General features: G+C 77.3%; 17 protein-coding genes and 1 pseudogene. 12 read left to right on the forward strand and 6 right to left on the reverse strand.

The window, feature by feature from the left end; all coding sequences use genetic code 11:
* The first annotated feature begins 119 nt into the window (after positions 1-119).
* Positions 120-1,364 (forward strand): DUF2235 domain-containing protein, encoded by a 1,245-nt coding sequence (locus tag ACI8AA_RS02665; protein ID WP_457042965.1) that lies wholly within the window; start codon positions 120-122, stop codon positions 1,362-1,364.
* Here ACI8AA_RS02665 and ACI8AA_RS02670 read toward each other — a convergent pair.
* Positions 1,293-2,177 (reverse strand): annotated as a pseudogene (locus ACI8AA_RS02670) (AraC-like ligand-binding domain-containing protein); the annotation flags it as partial. The gene ACI8AA_RS02665 and the pseudogene ACI8AA_RS02670 sit on opposite strands and share 72 nt — an antisense overlap.
* A 185-nt stretch (positions 2,178-2,362) precedes the next feature.
* Between ACI8AA_RS02670 and ACI8AA_RS02675 the strand changes: the two are divergent.
* Genes ACI8AA_RS02675 through ppk2 form a run of 5 tightly spaced genes read left to right on the forward strand, consistent with a single transcriptional unit; the run spans position 2,363 to position 6,805 of the window.
* On the forward strand, positions 2,363-3,241 hold the full coding sequence (locus ACI8AA_RS02675; protein WP_457042966.1) for an alpha/beta hydrolase: 879 nt from the start codon (positions 2,363-2,365) through the stop codon (positions 3,239-3,241).
* Between the two features lies 1 nt (position 3,242).
* Positions 3,243-4,019 (forward strand): MBL fold metallo-hydrolase, encoded by a 777-nt coding sequence (locus ACI8AA_RS02680; RefSeq protein ID WP_457042967.1) that lies wholly within the window; start codon positions 3,243-3,245, stop codon positions 4,017-4,019.
* 46 nt (positions 4,020-4,065) lie between these two features.
* Positions 4,066-4,437, forward strand: a complete 372-nt coding sequence (locus ACI8AA_RS02685; protein ID WP_457042968.1) for a hypothetical protein — start codon at positions 4,066-4,068, stop codon at positions 4,435-4,437.
* 23 nt (positions 4,438-4,460) lie between these two features.
* Complete coding sequence (locus ACI8AA_RS02690; protein WP_457042969.1) at positions 4,461-5,918, forward strand: protein adenylyltransferase SelO; 1,458 nt, start codon at positions 4,461-4,463, stop codon at positions 5,916-5,918.
* A gap of 50 nt (positions 5,919-5,968) precedes the next feature.
* Positions 5,969-6,805, forward strand: coding sequence for a polyphosphate kinase 2 (gene ppk2 / locus ACI8AA_RS02695; protein WP_457042970.1), 837 nt, complete (start codon positions 5,969-5,971; stop codon positions 6,803-6,805).
* Positions 6,806-6,808: 3 nt separating this feature from the next.
* Here ppk2 and ACI8AA_RS02700 read toward each other — a convergent pair whose 3' ends face one another.
* On the reverse strand, positions 6,809-8,470 hold the full coding sequence (locus ACI8AA_RS02700; RefSeq protein ID WP_457042971.1) for a CocE/NonD family hydrolase: 1,662 nt from the start codon (positions 8,468-8,470) through the stop codon (positions 6,809-6,811).
* A gap of 22 nt (positions 8,471-8,492) precedes the next feature.
* On the reverse strand, positions 8,493-8,924 hold the full coding sequence (locus tag ACI8AA_RS02705) for an SRPBCC family protein (RefSeq protein WP_457042972.1): 432 nt from the start codon (positions 8,922-8,924) through the stop codon (positions 8,493-8,495).
* 34 nt (positions 8,925-8,958) lie between these two features.
* Between ACI8AA_RS02705 and ACI8AA_RS02710 the strand changes: the two genes are divergently transcribed.
* From ACI8AA_RS02710 to ACI8AA_RS02725, 4 genes are all read left to right on the forward strand, one after another.
* Positions 8,959-9,399, forward strand: a complete 441-nt coding sequence (locus ACI8AA_RS02710; protein WP_457042973.1) for a hypothetical protein — start codon at positions 8,959-8,961, stop codon at positions 9,397-9,399.
* 59 nt (positions 9,400-9,458) lie between these two features.
* Positions 9,459-9,902: a hypothetical protein gene (locus ACI8AA_RS02715; RefSeq protein ID WP_457042974.1), complete on the forward strand. Its 444-nt coding sequence runs from the start codon at positions 9,459-9,461 to the stop codon at positions 9,900-9,902.
* An 8-nt stretch (positions 9,903-9,910) separates the two neighbouring features.
* Entirely contained in the window at positions 9,911-10,543 is a 633-nt protein-coding gene (locus ACI8AA_RS02720; protein WP_457042975.1) for an SIMPL domain-containing protein, read from the forward strand.
* Between the two features lie 154 nt (positions 10,544-10,697).
* Positions 10,698-11,438, forward strand: a complete 741-nt coding sequence (locus tag ACI8AA_RS02725) for a hypothetical protein (protein ID WP_457042976.1) — start codon at positions 10,698-10,700, stop codon at positions 11,436-11,438.
* Between the two features lie 121 nt (positions 11,439-11,559).
* On the opposite strand, the gene ACI8AA_RS02730 is transcribed toward ACI8AA_RS02725, so the two are convergent.
* The 3 genes from ACI8AA_RS02730 to ACI8AA_RS02740 are packed head-to-tail and all read right to left on the reverse strand — an operon-like array spanning position 11,560 to position 13,397.
* Positions 11,560-12,579 carry an HNH endonuclease signature motif containing protein gene (locus ACI8AA_RS02730; protein ID WP_457042977.1) on the reverse strand — a complete coding sequence of 340 codons (1,020 nt, stop codon included), beginning with the start codon at positions 12,577-12,579 and terminating at the stop codon, positions 11,560-11,562.
* Positions 12,555-13,076 (reverse strand): hypothetical protein, encoded by a 522-nt coding sequence (locus ACI8AA_RS02735; protein ID WP_457042978.1) that lies wholly within the window; start codon positions 13,074-13,076, stop codon positions 12,555-12,557. Before ACI8AA_RS02735 ends, ACI8AA_RS02730 begins: the two co-directional genes overlap by 25 nt.
* Before the next feature lie 54 nt (positions 13,077-13,130).
* Positions 13,131-13,397, reverse strand: coding sequence for a DUF1905 domain-containing protein (locus ACI8AA_RS02740; RefSeq protein ID WP_457042979.1), 267 nt, complete (start codon positions 13,395-13,397; stop codon positions 13,131-13,133).
* 191 nt (positions 13,398-13,588) lie between these two features.
* Here ACI8AA_RS02740 and ACI8AA_RS02745 point away from each other — a divergent pair, with 191 nt between their 5' ends.
* A complete protein-coding gene (locus ACI8AA_RS02745; protein WP_457042980.1) occupies positions 13,589-14,311 on the forward strand; it encodes a prepilin peptidase in 723 nt (240 codons plus the stop codon).
* 181 nt (positions 14,312-14,492) lie between these two features.
* Positions 14,493-14,717: a Flp family type IVb pilin gene (locus tag ACI8AA_RS02750; protein WP_457042981.1), complete on the forward strand. Its 225-nt coding sequence runs from the start codon at positions 14,493-14,495 to the stop codon at positions 14,715-14,717.
* Positions 14,718-14,836: the final 119 nt, after the last annotated feature.

The following is a 14,836-nucleotide window of genomic DNA, read 5'->3' on the forward strand; positions in this document are numbered from 1 at the left end:
AGCGGGGCGCCGGCACGACGGTGCGTCGGCACGGTGGCGCGTCGGGGCGGCGGCGGAGCGGGGCCTTGTCGGCCGGGCGGCGGGGGAGCACCGTGGCGGGGAGCGACGCGGGAGGTGGGATGCCGAAGCGACTGGTCGTGTGCTGCGACGGCACCTGGAACACCCCGGACCAGGTGGCCGAGGGCCGGCCGTGCCCGACCAACGTCACCAAGCTCGCCCTGGAGGTCGCCCCGGCCGGCGACGACGGGCTGCGGCAGTGCGTCTACTACCTGCGCGGGGTCGGCACCGCCCGTGGCGAGCGGTACCGCGGTGGCGCGTTCGGCGTGGGGCTGTCCCGCGCCGTCAAGGACGCCTACCGGACGATCGTGGACGAGTACGACCCCGGCGACGAGCTGTGGTTCTTCGGGTTCAGCCGTGGCGCGTTCACCGCCCGCAGCACCGCCGGCTTCGTCCGCACCGCCGGGGTGCTGGAGCGCCGCCACGCCGGCCGGCTCGACGAGGCCTACGAGCTCTACCGGTGCCGGGAGGCCCACCCCCGCGGCACCGAGGCCGAACTGTTCCGGCGTTCCTACTCCCACGAGCCCGGGATCCACTTCATCGGCGTCTGGGACACCGTGGGCGCGCTCGGGCTGCCGGTGCGCGGGCTGGGCTTCGTCAACCGGCGGTGGGCGTTCCACGACACGACGCTGAGCTCGAAGGTGCGCAACGCCTTCCAGGCGCTGGCCGTGGACGAGACGCGCCGCGCCTTCCGGCCCACGCTGTGGGAGCCGCGCGAGGGCGACGCCCGTCCGGAGGGCCAGCGGCTGGAGCAGGTCTGGTTCTCCGGCGTGCACTGCGGCGTCGGCGGCGGCTACCGCGACACCTCGCTGTCCGACGTCGCCCTGCTGTGGATGGTGGACCGGGCCCGCGAGTGCGGCCTCGCCTTCAACCCCGACGCGTTCCACCGCGACGCCTCCGCGCCGCCCTCGCCCGACGGGGCCCCGGACGACAACCGCCCGCGCCCGGTGCCCGACCCGCTCGGCGAGCTGCGGGACTCCCGCACCGGCCTCTACCGGCTGCTGCCGCGGTACCACCGGCCGATCGGCGTGGGCCACCCGCGCACCGAGAGCCTGGCCTCGACCGCCGTCCGGCGGTACCTGCAGGACGAGCGCTACCGCCCGCCCGGCGTCGCCGCGTTCCTCGCCCGCGGCGGCCCGCGCACCGAGGTCGACGCCGGTCGGCGGTCAGCGGGCGGCGGACGCCCGCTGCCACTCCCGCGGACTCATCCCGAAGGCCTCGCGGAACCGGCGGGCGAAGTGGCTGGGGTCGGCGAAGCCGCAGGCGCGGGCGGTCGCGGCGATGGACCGCTGCCGTCCGGCGGGTGAGGCCAGCCGGGCGCGCGCGGCCTCCAGCCGCCGGGCGATGACCTCCTGCTCGAGGCTGGCGCCGGCCGCGGCGAAGGCCTTGTAGAGCTGCCGGACCGAGACGCCGTGCGCCCGGGCGACGGCGGCCGGGGTGAGACCGGGGTCGGTGAGGTGCCGGGCGACGTGCGCCCGCACCCGGGTCACCAGCGTGTCCTCCCGCACCGGCGGGCCGTGGCGGTCGTCGCCGGCCGCGGACACGACGAGCGCGCGGACCAGCTCGACCGTGGCCGCGCCGAGCGCGGCGGCCCCCGGGTCGGCCGACAGCGCCGCCGCGTCGTCGGCGATCCGCTGCAGGTGCGCGCGCACCAGCCCGTGCAGCGCGCTGGCCCGCAGCCGCGGCGCCGCCCGGCGGACGACGTCGACCGGCAGGCCGAGCCGGTCGAGGGGGACCAGCAGTGCGCGGGACCCGCCGCCGGTCGCGCAGGCGAACCCGTAGGGCGCGCTCATGTCCACGAGCACCAGGTCCCCGCCCTCGACGAGCTGCTCGTGGCCGAGCTGGTCGAACTCGCCCCGGCCGCGGTGCTGGAAGGCCAGCGCCACCAGTGGGGCTTCGTCGCGGGCGACGTGCCGCCGGGTGCGCACCATGCGGAACCGGGTCGCGTCGGTGGCCAGCAGCACCGCTGTCCCGTACGGGAACGCCTGCACCCGCGCCTGCACCTCCGCGGGGTCCTCGCGGTGCTCGACGCGGCAGGCCGCCGACGCTTCCTGCACCGCGACGCGGAAGGCCTCGGCGCGGTCGGCGCGGGGGAGCGGGGTGGTGTCGAAGAGCAGCATCGCGGCGTCCCTGGGCCTCGGGCGGCTGACGTCCCCGTGGACGCCGCCGAGCCTGGCAGAGCCGGGCCGCGTCCGGTACCCGCAGGTGTGCAGCCAGGGACCGGAGTCGTGCAGGCAGGGACCCGTCGCCGGCCGGGGCCGCTGCCAGGCTCGCGCTGACCGGCCACCACCCCGAGGGAGCGACCGTGACCACGCCACCGGCACCCCGCACCGCACCGGGCACCACCGCACCGGGCCCCACCGCACCGGACACCGTCGTCCTGATCCACGGCTTCTGGGTGACCCCGCGCAGCTGGGAGCACTGGAAGACGCACTACGAGCAGCGCGGCTTCCGCGTGCTCACCCCGACCTACCCCGGCTTCGAGGGCGAGGTCGAGGCGCTCAACGCGGACCCGACGCCGATCGCCGAGGTCACGCTGCCGGCCATCGTCGAGCACCTGTCCGCGCTGGTCCGCGGGCTGGACCGCCCGCCGGTCCTCATGGGCCACTCCGCCGGCGGGACGTTCACGCAGCTGCTGCTCGACCGCGGCCTCGGCGCGGTGGGCGTGGTGTTCAACTCGGCGCCGACCGAGGGCGTGCGGGTGGTGCCGCTGTCGCAGCTGCGCTCCACCTGGACGGTGCTCAAGAACCCCGCCAACCGCCACCGCGCCGTCGGGCTGACCGAGGAGCAGTGGCACTACGCCTTCGCCAACACGTTCCCCGAGGACGAGTCGCGGGCCCTCTACCAGCGCTACCACATCTCGGCGTCGGGCCGGATCCTGTGGAACTCCGTGCTGGCCAACCTCATGCCCGGCCCGCAGGACGCGCACGTCGACTACGGCAACGAGGCGCGGCCTCCGCTGCTGTTCGTCTCCGGCGGCGAGGACCACCTCATGCCGCCGTCGGTGCAGCGGTCGAACGCGGCGCACTACCGCGGCGACACGGTGACCGAGGTGCGCGAGTACCCCGGCTACCCCCACCTGCTGCCGGCCTCGCCGGGCTGGGAGGCGATCGCCGACGAGGCCCTCGACTGGGCGCTCGCCCACGCGACCGGACCACGTCCGCAGGTCGCCGGCGCGCAGTGACGTGCGGCTGACGCACGTCGGCGGCCCGACGCTGCTGGTCGAGGTCGCCGGGCGGCGGCTGCTCACCGACCCCACCTTCGACCCGCCGGGCCGCTCCTACGCCTTCGGCTGGGGCACCGGGTCGACCAAGACGGCGGGACCGGCGCTGGCCCCCGCCGACGTCCTGCCGGTCGACGCCGTCCTGCTCAGCCACGACCACCACGCCGACAACCTCGACCACGCAGGCCGCGCCCTGCTCGCCGAGGTGCCGGTGGTGGTGACCACCGCGTCCGGTGCCCGCCGGCTCGGCAACGGCGCCCGCGGCCTGCGCGACTGGCAGACGACGGTGCTCGAGACGCCGGGGCTCGCGCCGCTGGAGGTGACCGCCACGCCGGCGCGGCACGGGCCGCCGCTGAGCCGCCGGCTGGTCGGCGACGTCGTCGGGTTCGCCGTCCGGGAGGCCGGCTCGGACGGCGGGGCACTGTGGATCTCCGGGGACACGGTGGCCTTCGCCGGGCTGCGCCGGGTCGCCGAGCGGCTGCGGGTCGACGTCGCGGTGCTGCACCTGGGCGGGGTGCGCTTCCCGGTCACCGGGCCGGTGCGGTACTCGATGACCGGGCGGGAGGCCGCCGCCGTGTGCCGGGCGACCGGGGCGCGGGTCGTCGTCCCCGTGCACCACGAGGGGTGGAGCCACTTCCGGCAGGGACGGGCGGCGGCCGAGCGCGACCTGGCCGCCGCGCCGGACGACGTCCGCCGGCGGTTCCGGTGGCTCGACCGGGGGATGCCCACCGACGTGTGACGCGCTCCTGCTGGCACGCGGGGTCGTCGGCCGCGATCATGGCGTGATGACGGTCACCGCGATGCCGGCACGGGCCCGCTGGGTGTGGGACGCACGCGACCGGACCCGCGCGGTCCGCGTCTCCGCGCACCCGGCGCAGGGCCTGGTCAACCTGAGCATCTGGCGCGACGACGCGTGCGTCGGCACCGTCAAGCTCCGGCCCGACGAGGTGGCCGGCCTGGTGTCCGGGCTGACCGAGAGCCTGGCCGAGCTCGCGGTGACGCCGCCACCCGCCCCGGCGACCCCAGCCACGGTCACCGACCTGGAGACGCGGCTGGCCGCCGTCGAGTCGCGGCTCGAGGCGCCGCGCCCGTCCGCGGCCGGCCGCCTGCGCACCCTCGCCGCGCGGGTGGCCGATCGCCTGCCCGGGCGCGGCTGAGCCCCGTCCGTACATTCGAGGGGGTGACCGTCACCCCCGGCGTCTCCGTCGCCCTCGGTACCCGCTTCGCCACCGCGCTGCCGGAGATGGCGGTGCCGTGGCAGGCCGTGGAGACGCCCGACCCGCGGCTGCTGGTGCTCAACGAGCCGCTGGCCGCGGAGCTCGGCCTGGACGCCGAGGCGCTGCGCGGTCCCGCGGGCGTCGGGCTGCTCACCGGCACCGTCGTGCCCGAGGGCGCGCGGCCGGTGGCCCAGGCCTACGCCGGCCACCAGTTCGGCCACTACAACCCGCGGCTCGGCGACGGCCGCGCGCTGCTGCTCGGCGAGCTCACCGCCGCCGACGGCCGGCCGGTCGACCTGCACCTCAAGGGCTCGGGCGCCACGCCGTTCTCCCGCGGCGGCGACGGGCTGGCCGCCGTCGGGCCGATGCTGCGCGAGTACGTCGTCAGCGAGGCGATGCACGCCCTCGGCATCCCCACGACCCGCTCGCTCGCCGTCGTCGCCACCGGGCGGCCGGTGCGCCGGGAGACCCTGCTGCCCGGCGCCGTCCTCGCCCGCGTGGCCGCCGGCCACCTGCGGGTGGGCAGCGCGCAGTACGCCCGCGCCACCGGCGACGACGACCTGCTGCGCCGGCTGGCCGACGAGGCGATCGCCCGGCACCACCCGGCCGCCGCGGACGCCGACCGGCCGTACCTCGCGCTGTACGAGGCCGTCGTCGCCGCGCAGGCGGACCTGGTGGCGCGCTGGATGCTCGTCGGCTTCGTGCACGGCGTGATGAACACCGACAACGTGACGCTGTCCGGCGAGACCATCGACTACGGGCCGTGCGCGTTCCTGGAGGGCTACGACCCCGACACCTGGTTCAGCTCGGTGGACGAGGGCGGGCGCTACCGGTTCGGCAACCAGCCGCTGGCCGCCGAGTGGGACCTCGCCCGCCTGGCCGAGGCGCTGCTGCCGTTGTTCGCCGGCGAGCAGGAGCAGGCGGTCGCGCTGGCCGTCGAGGCGCTCGGCGGCTTCCGCCCGCGCTTCGACGCCGCGCTGCTGGCCGGCTGGCGGGCGAAGCTGGGCCTGCCCGCCGGGCTCGTCGACGAGGTGACGCAGGGCCTGGTCGAGGACCTGCTCGGGCTGCTGCAGGCCGGCCGGGTCGACCTCACCTCCGCGGTGCGGGCGCTGTCGGCGGCCGCGCGCGGCGACGCCGAGCCGGTCCGCGAGCTGGTCCTCGACCTCGCCGGGATCGACGCCTGGCTGGAGCGGTGGCGGGCGCTGGCGCCGGACGCGGACGCCATGGACCGGGTCAACCCCGTGTACGTGCCGCGCAACCACCTCGTCGAGGAGGCGCTGACCGCGGCCACCGCCGGCGACCTCGGCCCGGTCGAGCGGCTGGTCGAGGTGGTCCGGCGGCCGTTCGAGGAGCAGCCCGGGCTGGAGCGCTACGCCGCGCCCGGCCCCGGGGGCCCGTTCGTCACGTTCTGCGGCACCTGACCGCCCCGGAGCACCTTGTCCCGCCGGGCGCGGCGGGTCGATGCTGCGGCATGGCGTCCAAGAAGCGGTCCGGCCCCTCCGTCGAGGAGGCCCCCAGGTCCACCGGCAAGGTCCCCACGGCGTACTACGAGGAGGAGATGGCCCGCCTCCAGGTGGAGCTGGTCAAGCAGCAGGAGTTCATCCGCGCGCGGGGCCTGCGCGTCGTCGTCCTGTTCGAGGGCCGCGACGCGGCCGGCAAGGGCGGCGCGATCCAGCGGATCACCGAGTCGGTCAACCCGCGGGCCACCCGGGTGGTGGCGCTGCCGGCGCCGACCGAGCGCGAGCGCGGGCAGTGGTACTTCCAGCGCTACGTGGAGCACCTGCCCACCCGCGGCGAGATGGTCCTGTTCGACCGGTCCTGGTACAACCGCGCCGGCGTCGAGCGGGTCATGGGCTTCTGCACCGACGAGGAGTACGAGGAGTTCCTCCGCGCCTGCCCCGAGTTCGAGCGGATGCTCGTCCGCAGCGGGATCACCGTGCTCAAGTACTGGTTCTCGGTCAGCGACACCGAGCAGGAGAAGCGGTTCCAGGCGCGGCTGCACGACCCGACCAAGCGCTGGAAGCTCAGCCCGATGGACCTCGAGGCGCGCAACCGCTGGGTCGAGTTCTCCAAGGCCAAGGACGCGATGTTCGCCGCCACGGACATCCCCGAGGCGCCGTGGTGGGTGGTCGAGGCCGACGTCAAGAAGCGCGCCCGCCTCAACGTGATCTCGCACCTGCTCGCCCAGGTGCCCTACGAGGACCTCACCCCCGAACCGCCGGAGCTGCCGCCGCGGCCGCCGGTCGACGAGGACTACGTGCGCCCGCCGCTGGACAGCCAGCGGTTCGTGCCCGACGTCGTCCCCTGACGGTCAGGGGAGGACCGGCAGCACCACGCACGAGGGGTGCGCGGCGTCGTGCCGCACCTCGAAGCGGTTGGCCCGCAGCTCCGTCGCCGTGCCCAGCGGCGCGCCGGTGCCCGGGTTGCGCGCGAACCGCGGGAACGCGCCGCCGCTGACCTGCACCCGCACCCGGTGGCCGGCCCGGAACCGGTACGCGGTGGGGAACAGCGCGACGTCGACGGCGAGGGTGCCGTCGCCCGCGACCGCGACGTCGTCGGCCGGGACGGTGCGCGGGTCGAGCCGGCGGATCCCGTCGACGACGTTGCGCGAGACGCCGGCAGGGTCGACGTCGCAGACGCGGACGAAGACGTCGGCGTGCGGCAGCCCCGTGCGCAGGTGCACCCGCGCCCGCACCGGCCCGACGACGTCGAGGTCGGCGGCCAGCGGGGGGCCGGTGAACACCAGGACGTCGTCGCGCGCCTCGACGTCCCGGTTGTCGGCCTGCTTGCCCGGCGGCTGCAGCAGCGGCCCGCCGACGCTCGGCGTCGGGTCGGCCGGGTCGTAGGTGAACCGGCTGGGCGCCCCGTCCTCCGGTGCGCCGCCGAGGCCGCCGCCGGCGCGCAGGTGGAGGACCTCGTCGCGGGCCTGCGCCGGGGGCCACTGGTCGAGGTCCAGCCAGCGGCCGGCCCGCTGCAGGAACACCCGGACGGCGGCGCCCTTGGGCACCGGCCCGCCCAGCAGGTGGTGGTCGAGCCAGGCGACGTCGCTGCGCAGGACCGCCCGCAGCTCGCCCAGTTCGCCGTGCAGCCAGGGGCCGACGGTGATCCGCACCGGGACGCCGGCGGCCTGCAGGGCGGTGACGTCGGCCATCTGCCCGGCGACGAACAGGTCCCACCAGCCGGTGACCATGTTGACCGGCGGCATGCGGGTCAGGTCGGCGTCGCCGTGGTCGGCGGCGGACCAGAACGGGTCGCCGGGCTCGGAGTGCGCCACGTAGTCCCGCCAGAAGGGGACCGGTGCGCCGGCCACCGGGACGTCGGCGGCCTGCAGCGGCAGCCGCTGCAGCGCGCGGCGGACGCGCTCGCGCAGCCGGGGGTTCGGCAGGCCGCCGAGCAGCCCGCCGCGCTCCTGCCGGCCGATCTGCGCCGACCAGGCGAGCGCCGTGTGCACCGAGGGCGCGCCGCCCGGGAAGAAGACCGTGTCGCTGACGTCGGCCGAGGTGATGTGCGGCGACACCGAGGTGAGCGGCGGGTCGGCGTAGGGCGCCACCGCCCACTGCGTGTGGCCGAAGTAGCTGCCGCCGGTGGTGGCCACCCGGCCGTCGCACCACGGCTGGGCGCGCAGCCAGGCGACGGTGGCCAGGCCGTCCTCGTGCTCGGTGGTGAACGGGCGGAAGTGCCCGCCCGAGCCGAACGTGCCGCGGGTCGCCTGCAGGAAGACGGTCAGGCCGCGCCGGGCCAGGGGCGCGGCGAACAGCTGCCCGCCCGCACCGGCCCGGCCGTACGGCGTGCGGACGAGGACGACCGGCTGCGGTCCGCGCGCGTCTGCGGGGCGCCACAGGTCGCCCACCAGCGTGACGCCGTCCGGCATCGGGACCGGCAGGTCCCGCTCGACGGTGTGCGTGCCGGTGGTGGGGCGCAGCCCCAGCGCGAGGTCCGCGGCCAGGGCACCCAGCCTGCGCAGGACGGTCATGGCCGGACGCTACCGACCGTCCTCAGGTCCGCTCCGCGCGCTCCTTGAGCGCCCGGTTCATGGCCTCGAAGGCGGGCAGCGTGCTCCGCCGCAGCGACCGCGCCAGCAGCGGGACGAGCACGCCGCGGAAGGTCTCCTCCTGGACCAGCCGGGTGCCCGCCCCGGCGGGCTCGAGGCGGAAGGCGTGCTCGCCGTCGAACACGCCGGGGACGCCGAGCCGGCCGAGCCACCGCAGCTCGCGGGCCGGGGCGACCTCGAGCAGGCGCGGGCGGATGGTCAGCACCCGCCCGCCCACCGGCTGCATCCGCAGCGACAGCCGGGCGCCGGGGGCGACGTCGCCCTCGGCCCGGACGATGAACGGGTTCCACTCGGGATAGGTGCCCAGGTCCGTGAGCACGGCCCACACCCGCTCGGGCGGCGCGGCGATCTCGATCGCGGTGGACAGCTGGGTCATCGCGCGGGGCTCCTCGGGTCGGCGTCGGCCCACCGTGGCCGACGTCGTCCGGCGCCGTCGAGGGCTGTCCGCGCGGCTGGGGGCCGGCGCCGTGCCGTACGACGCCGCGACCGCCGGGCGGGTGCGCCGGCTGCTCGCGCCGCACGCGCCGGCCGAGGAGCGGGTGGTCGCCGGTGGCCTGTCCTCCAGCGTGGGCGGCCGGGTGGTCTGCGGGGTGACGGCGGCCGCGCCGGCGGGGCGGGTCGGCGCGGACGCCGTCCCGGGGCTGCCGGCGCAGCCGCACGTCGGGCCGGTGGGGCTGGGCTCGCGGCACGTGCAGGCGTTCGTCCTCGTCGACCGCCGGCGACGCGACCGACGCCGACCTGGCCGGGTGGTTGCGGCGTGGTCTCGCCGTGGCCGCGGGACCCCGCTGAGCCGCCCCGCCGACCTACGCTCGTCGCGCCGAGGGCCGGAGTCGACCCGGAGGGGGCGGTGACCATGACGCGGAGCCCTGACTTCCTGCCCGTCCTGAGCCGGGGACGGCATCGCACGCCCGTGCGCGGCGCGTGCTTCCTCGAGTACACGGCCCTGCTGGCCGGTGAGCCGTTCAGCGACGCCCCGGCGTGCGTCGACGCCGAGCTGGCCGCCGTCCTGCGGCACGCCAACGACGTGCTCACCGACGCCGACCGGCCGCGCCTGGTCCCGCTGCTGGGCCGGGCGATCGGCCTGGCCGTCCCCGCGGAGACGGGGCGGCTGCGGAGGGAGGCCGCGCGGCGGTTCGCCGCGGCCGTCGGGTCGACGCTGTCGGTGGAGGAGCGGCGGTTCGTGCGCACCGCGCACGTGGACCGGCTGTTCTGGTCGCTGATGTTCGAGCCGGTGCCGGTGAGCACGTCCGCGGCGTGGGTCGACCGCCTCGTCGAGCGGCTGGACCTGCTGCACGGCTGCTACGAGTCGGTGGTCGCGGAGCTCGCCGCGCGGCCCGCGCCCGTGGTCGGCTGACGGCCCGCGTGACGCTGCCGCCGGCCGTCGTCCGCGTGCGGGGGGAGGCCTCCGCCGACCACCCGCCCGACTGCGCGACGCTCGCGGTGCACGTCCGCGAGGTCTCCCCGGACGGCCGCGCCGCGGCGCTGGCGCTGGCGTCGGAGGTCGCCGCCGGGCTGCGTGCGGCGCTCGCCGGGGTCGCCGGGGTGCGGGCCGTGGTGCTGTCGCGGGTGGCGGTGCACGAGCGGTTCGTCTGGGACACCGGCACCGCCGAGCGGGCCGGCTGGGAGGCGACCGTGGGCGGCACCGTGCAGGCCGACGCGGGCGCCGTCCCGGAGCTGGCCGAGGTCGTGGCGGCGGCCGGCGCCGGGATCGGCGGCGTCTCCTGGGACCTCGACGACCCGGCCGCCGCGCGCCGCGCCGTCCGCCGGTCCGCCGTCGCCGCCGCCCGCGAGGCCGCCACCGACCTCGCCGACGCCGTCGGCCGCCCGCTCGGGCCGCTGCTGGAGCTGGCCGACCCGGGGCTGTCCTCCGCGGTGCCCGGCGCTCCCGAGACCATGGCGGTCATGGCCCTCGGCGGCGGTCCCGCGCTGGAGCTGGACCCGCAGGACGTCGTCGTCCGCGCCGTCGTCGAGGCGACCTTCGCCCTGGGGGAGTGACCCGGGGTCGTGCCATGATCGGCCGGTCGGCGCCGGACCCCGCCCGGGGACACCCGCCGGCCCCGACCCGCGAGACGGTCCGTCCCCGTGGCGCCGGCCCGGCGGTCCCCGCCGGCTCCCCGCCGCGGGGCGTCCCGTCCGCGCGAGGACCGACATGACCACGCAGCTCTCCCGCCCGCCGTCGCCCTGGCCGGGCTCGCGCCACGAGACCGAGCACCGCTGGGACCTCGACGACGTCGTCTCGCTGGCCGACGCCGCTGCGCGGGTCCGCGCACTGGCCGCCGAGCTCCGGGCCGCGCACGCCGCCGGCTGGACGCTGACCCAGCCCATGCGCGACGGCCACCTGCTCGCGACCCGCCCGTCCCGGCGGCAGCGCGCCGCCACGTCCCCGGCCCCGGTGCCGCTGCCGGCGACCGGCGTCGCCCCGGTCCTGCGCTGGCGGGTCCGGGTGGTCGACGAGCCGCCGGTCCCCGGCGACGCCGTGCTGTCCCTCGGAGCCGTCCCCGGCAGCCCGGTCGTGGCCCGCGGCGAGGGCGGACCCGTGCAGGTGGGCGGGCCGGACCTGCCCTCCGAGGTGCTCGCCGAGCTCGCCCGCCAGGTGCCGGCGGCGGAGCTCGGCTCCCGGCGGTGGGCGGTCGTGGCGGCCCGGGTCGGTCCCGGCCGCGACCTGGTCGCCGAGGGGAGCGCCCTGCGGGTGCACGCCGTGACCGGAGGAGTCCTCGTCCGGACGGTCGAGTCGCTGACCTTCCGGCACGCGGCCGACCGCGCCGCGACGCTGCCCGACGCGGCGGCCGCCTACGAGCGGCTCGCCCGGGCGGCGGAGGCGATGGCCGCGGCGGGCGGGCGGCTGACCGAGACCGACGACGGCCTGCTGCACGTCCGGTACGGCCGCTGACGTCGGCGCGCGCCAGGGCAGCCGGGCACCTCGGCAGGGAGGCGGCGGCTGCGGCACTGCGGTGCGGTGAGGACGGGTGTCGGCTCGGCGCGTTCGCAGGAGCCGACACCCGCCGGCTCGGTCAGAACGGTGGTGGGTCGTCGGCCGGGTCGGCCGGTGGCGGTGGTCCGGTGCCGGCCGGTGGTGGGTCGGGCTCAGCTAGTGGTGGTCGCACGCCCGGTGGGCGGGTCGTCCGGGTGATGCCCGAGGGCGCGGTGACGGTGAGGATCCCGTCGGCGGTCATGTGGAAGCGCCAGCCGCGGGCGAAGGTCTTGAGGCGGTGGTGGCTGCGGCACAGGCAGCACAGGTCGGCGCAGTCGGTGGTGCCGCCGGGGGCGTGCGGGACGACGTGGTCGGCGTCGGCCCAGCCGACGCGCTGGCCGCAGGTGGGGAAGCGGCAGGTGCGGTCGCGGGTGCGCACGAACCGCCGCTGCGCCGCGGAGGGCTCGCAGCGCTCGACCGCGGCCGGGCGATCGAGCACCGCGCACTCGCAGTCGGTATCGGTGTCAGGGTGGTCGGGGCAGCCGCGGCCGGCCAACCGGCCCAGCTGGTCCAGCTGGTCCAGCGTGCTCGTCGCGCGCAGGGTGCCGTCGTCGTCGACCAGCGTGAGGGTGACCGACCCGCCCTCCGGCGCCCGGACGCCGAGCCCGTCCAGTTGGGTCAGCAGTTCGCGGAGGTGGGCGGCGGTGATCGGCAGCCCGTTCACCGCACCGGCCTCGGTGCTGCGGCCGGCCAGGGCGCCGAGGGTGGCGATGACCTGCAGGTGCGCCGTCACCGGCGGCCGGCCGGTCTCCCCGGGGCGCTGCAACAGGTCGGCGTAGACCCGGGTGCGCAGCTGCCCGATCGGGCGGGGATCGCCGTCGGCCTCGAGCATCCGGGCGAGTTCGTCGATGAAGGCGGAGCAGGCGGCGGCGACGTCGGTGGGCAGGTCGGCGGCGAGGGTGGCCATGCCGTCGAACGGGCAGTCGTAGAGCCGCACGTCGGCGTGCCGTTCGGCCCGCGCACGGCGGGCATCGATGGGGGCGGCGTCGGCCTCCTGCAGCAGCGCCAGCGCCCGCGCCCGCAGCCTGCGGACCGTCAGCGCCGGGGCGTTGGGCAGCACCCGGGCCTCGATCGCCCGGCGGTCGCCGCGGTGGTGTGCTCCAGCACCTCGACCAGCGCCCTGGCGCGGGCCTCGTCCACCTCCCCGGCGGCCAGCGCCGCCCAGGTGCCGGGCAGGTACGTGCGGTACGTCCACGCCCGGTGCGCCAGGTGCGAGGCGGTGCCCCGGCCGACGTTGAGCACCACCGCCAGCTCGGCGGTAAAGAACTCCGACACACCCGGCAGCTCGGGATCCGGCGCCCACGACCGCGACCGGGCACCCGGCGTACCGGGCGCGGGATCGACATCGGCCGGGCGGGCCTCGGCCAGGCGCAGCACGAGCTCGGCCTCGTAGGCCGCCTCCATCGCCTTGCGCGCCTGCACCCGCTGCAGCTCCGCGGCCGCCTGCTCATCGGACAGCATCGCCACCGGCAACCGCGCGATGGTGACCGGCTGGTCGACCAGCCAGCCGGCAAGCGCGCGCTCCACCGGCGACGCGTCCCCGGCGACCTCCTGCACACCCCGCACGCCACGGCCGGGGTACGACAGTTCCCGCAGGTCAGCGACGGGCTCTCACAACCGGACGGCGTCCACCTCGACGTCGACCGTGACGACGTCGCCGTCGTCCTTGTCCCGCCGGATCCGCGCGGGCACGGGGAGCAGCCAGCCCGCCGCGCGGTCGCGCCAGACGCTGGTCGACCACGTTCGTCCGTCGACGGTCGCCGTCACGGGCACCCGGCCGAAGGGACCGGCGGTCTCCGGCGCGTGCTCCGCCGGCACGGGCGCGAAGACCCAGCCGCCGGCACCGGGCCACCGCACGAGCGTCGCGTCGAAGGGCACGCGCGCAGCCTGCCCGACGGGGACGACGGTCCGGACGGCCCAGCTCCTGGGGAGCAACCCGGTGGGTCCGGGGCAACACGCCACCGTCGTCCAGCACGGCAGCTCGAGCACCGACCGCGTCCCGGGTTTCACCCGAAGGGGGCGCATTTCGCTCACCGGCCTGCACGTCGCGTCGTGCCATCGTGGCCGCCGTGTCCGCCACCGCTGTCGCCACCGGGGTCGTCGCGGTCCTCGGTCTGGCCGCAGGCGTGGCGGTGGACCGCGCTGCGGCGAGCTACCCGTGGCCACCCGCAGGGCGGCCGACACGGAGTCGTGACGCCCGGGTGCCCGCTGGCGCACCGGCGCTCCCGTCGCAGGACGAGCGAGCGGAGGAGCGGCCGGCGACACGGCCGGTCCTGGTCCTCCTGACCGCCGCGCTCTGCGCGCTGACCGCGTGGCGTTTCGGCCTCTCAGCCGCGCTGCCCGCCTACCTCCTGCTGGCCGTCGCCGGGGTGCTGCTGGCCGCGATCGACCGGCGGCACTCGCTGCTGCCCAACCGGGTCGTGCTGCCCACCCTCGTCGCGGGCGTCGTCCTGCTCGCCGGCGCGGCGGCGGTCACGGGGGAGTGGCCGGCGCTGCTGCGCGCGGTGCTCGCGGCCGCGGCCGTGTTCGGTGTCCTGCTGCTCATGGCGCTGATCTCACCGCGCGGCATGGGGATGGGGGACGTCAAGCTGGGCGCCGTCCTGGGCCTGTACCTGGGGTGGCTGGGCTGGCCGCACGTCGTGCTCGGCCTGTTCGCCGGGTTCGCGATCCAGGCGGGGCTGGCCCTGGTGCTGATGGCGGTCCGCCGCGTGGGGCTCCGCACGGAGCTGCCCTTCGGCCCGGCGCTGCTGCTGGGCACCGGACTGGTGGTCCTGGCTCCGCTCGTCACCTGATGAAACCCGGACACTCACGGTAACTGCCCGGCTGCTCAGCGCACCGGGAGGATGAACCCTGTCCGTGGACGGGGTGAAGGACCCTCAAGTCTGCGCATCTCCTGCCCGACGGTGTCCGCAGCGCCGTGACTGGCCGGGTCGACCGATCCGGACCGGCGGCCCACCCCCCCAGGAGAGAACCGTGCTGAACCCGCTCGCCGCCCTCGTCACCCTCGCCGCTTTCGCCAAGGACCGCGTCGAGCGGGAGGAGAAGGGCGCCACCGCCGTCGAGTACGGCCTGCTCGTCGGCCTGATCGCCGTCGCGATCATCGCGACCCTGGTCCTGCTCGGCCCCGAGCTCAAGGACCTCTTCGACAAGGTGCTGACCGGCCTCGAGGGCGCCAACGCCGCCGGCGGGGCCAGCTGACCCAGGCAGACCCCACTCCGGGGGGGGGGGGGGGGGGGGGGGGGGGCCGCCCGGGGGGGGGCCGCGGCGGGGGGGGGGGGGGGGGGGGGGGGGGGGGGGGGGGGGGGGGGGGGGGGGTG

It is taken from the genome of Geodermatophilus sp. SYSU D01180 (assembly GCF_054050415.1).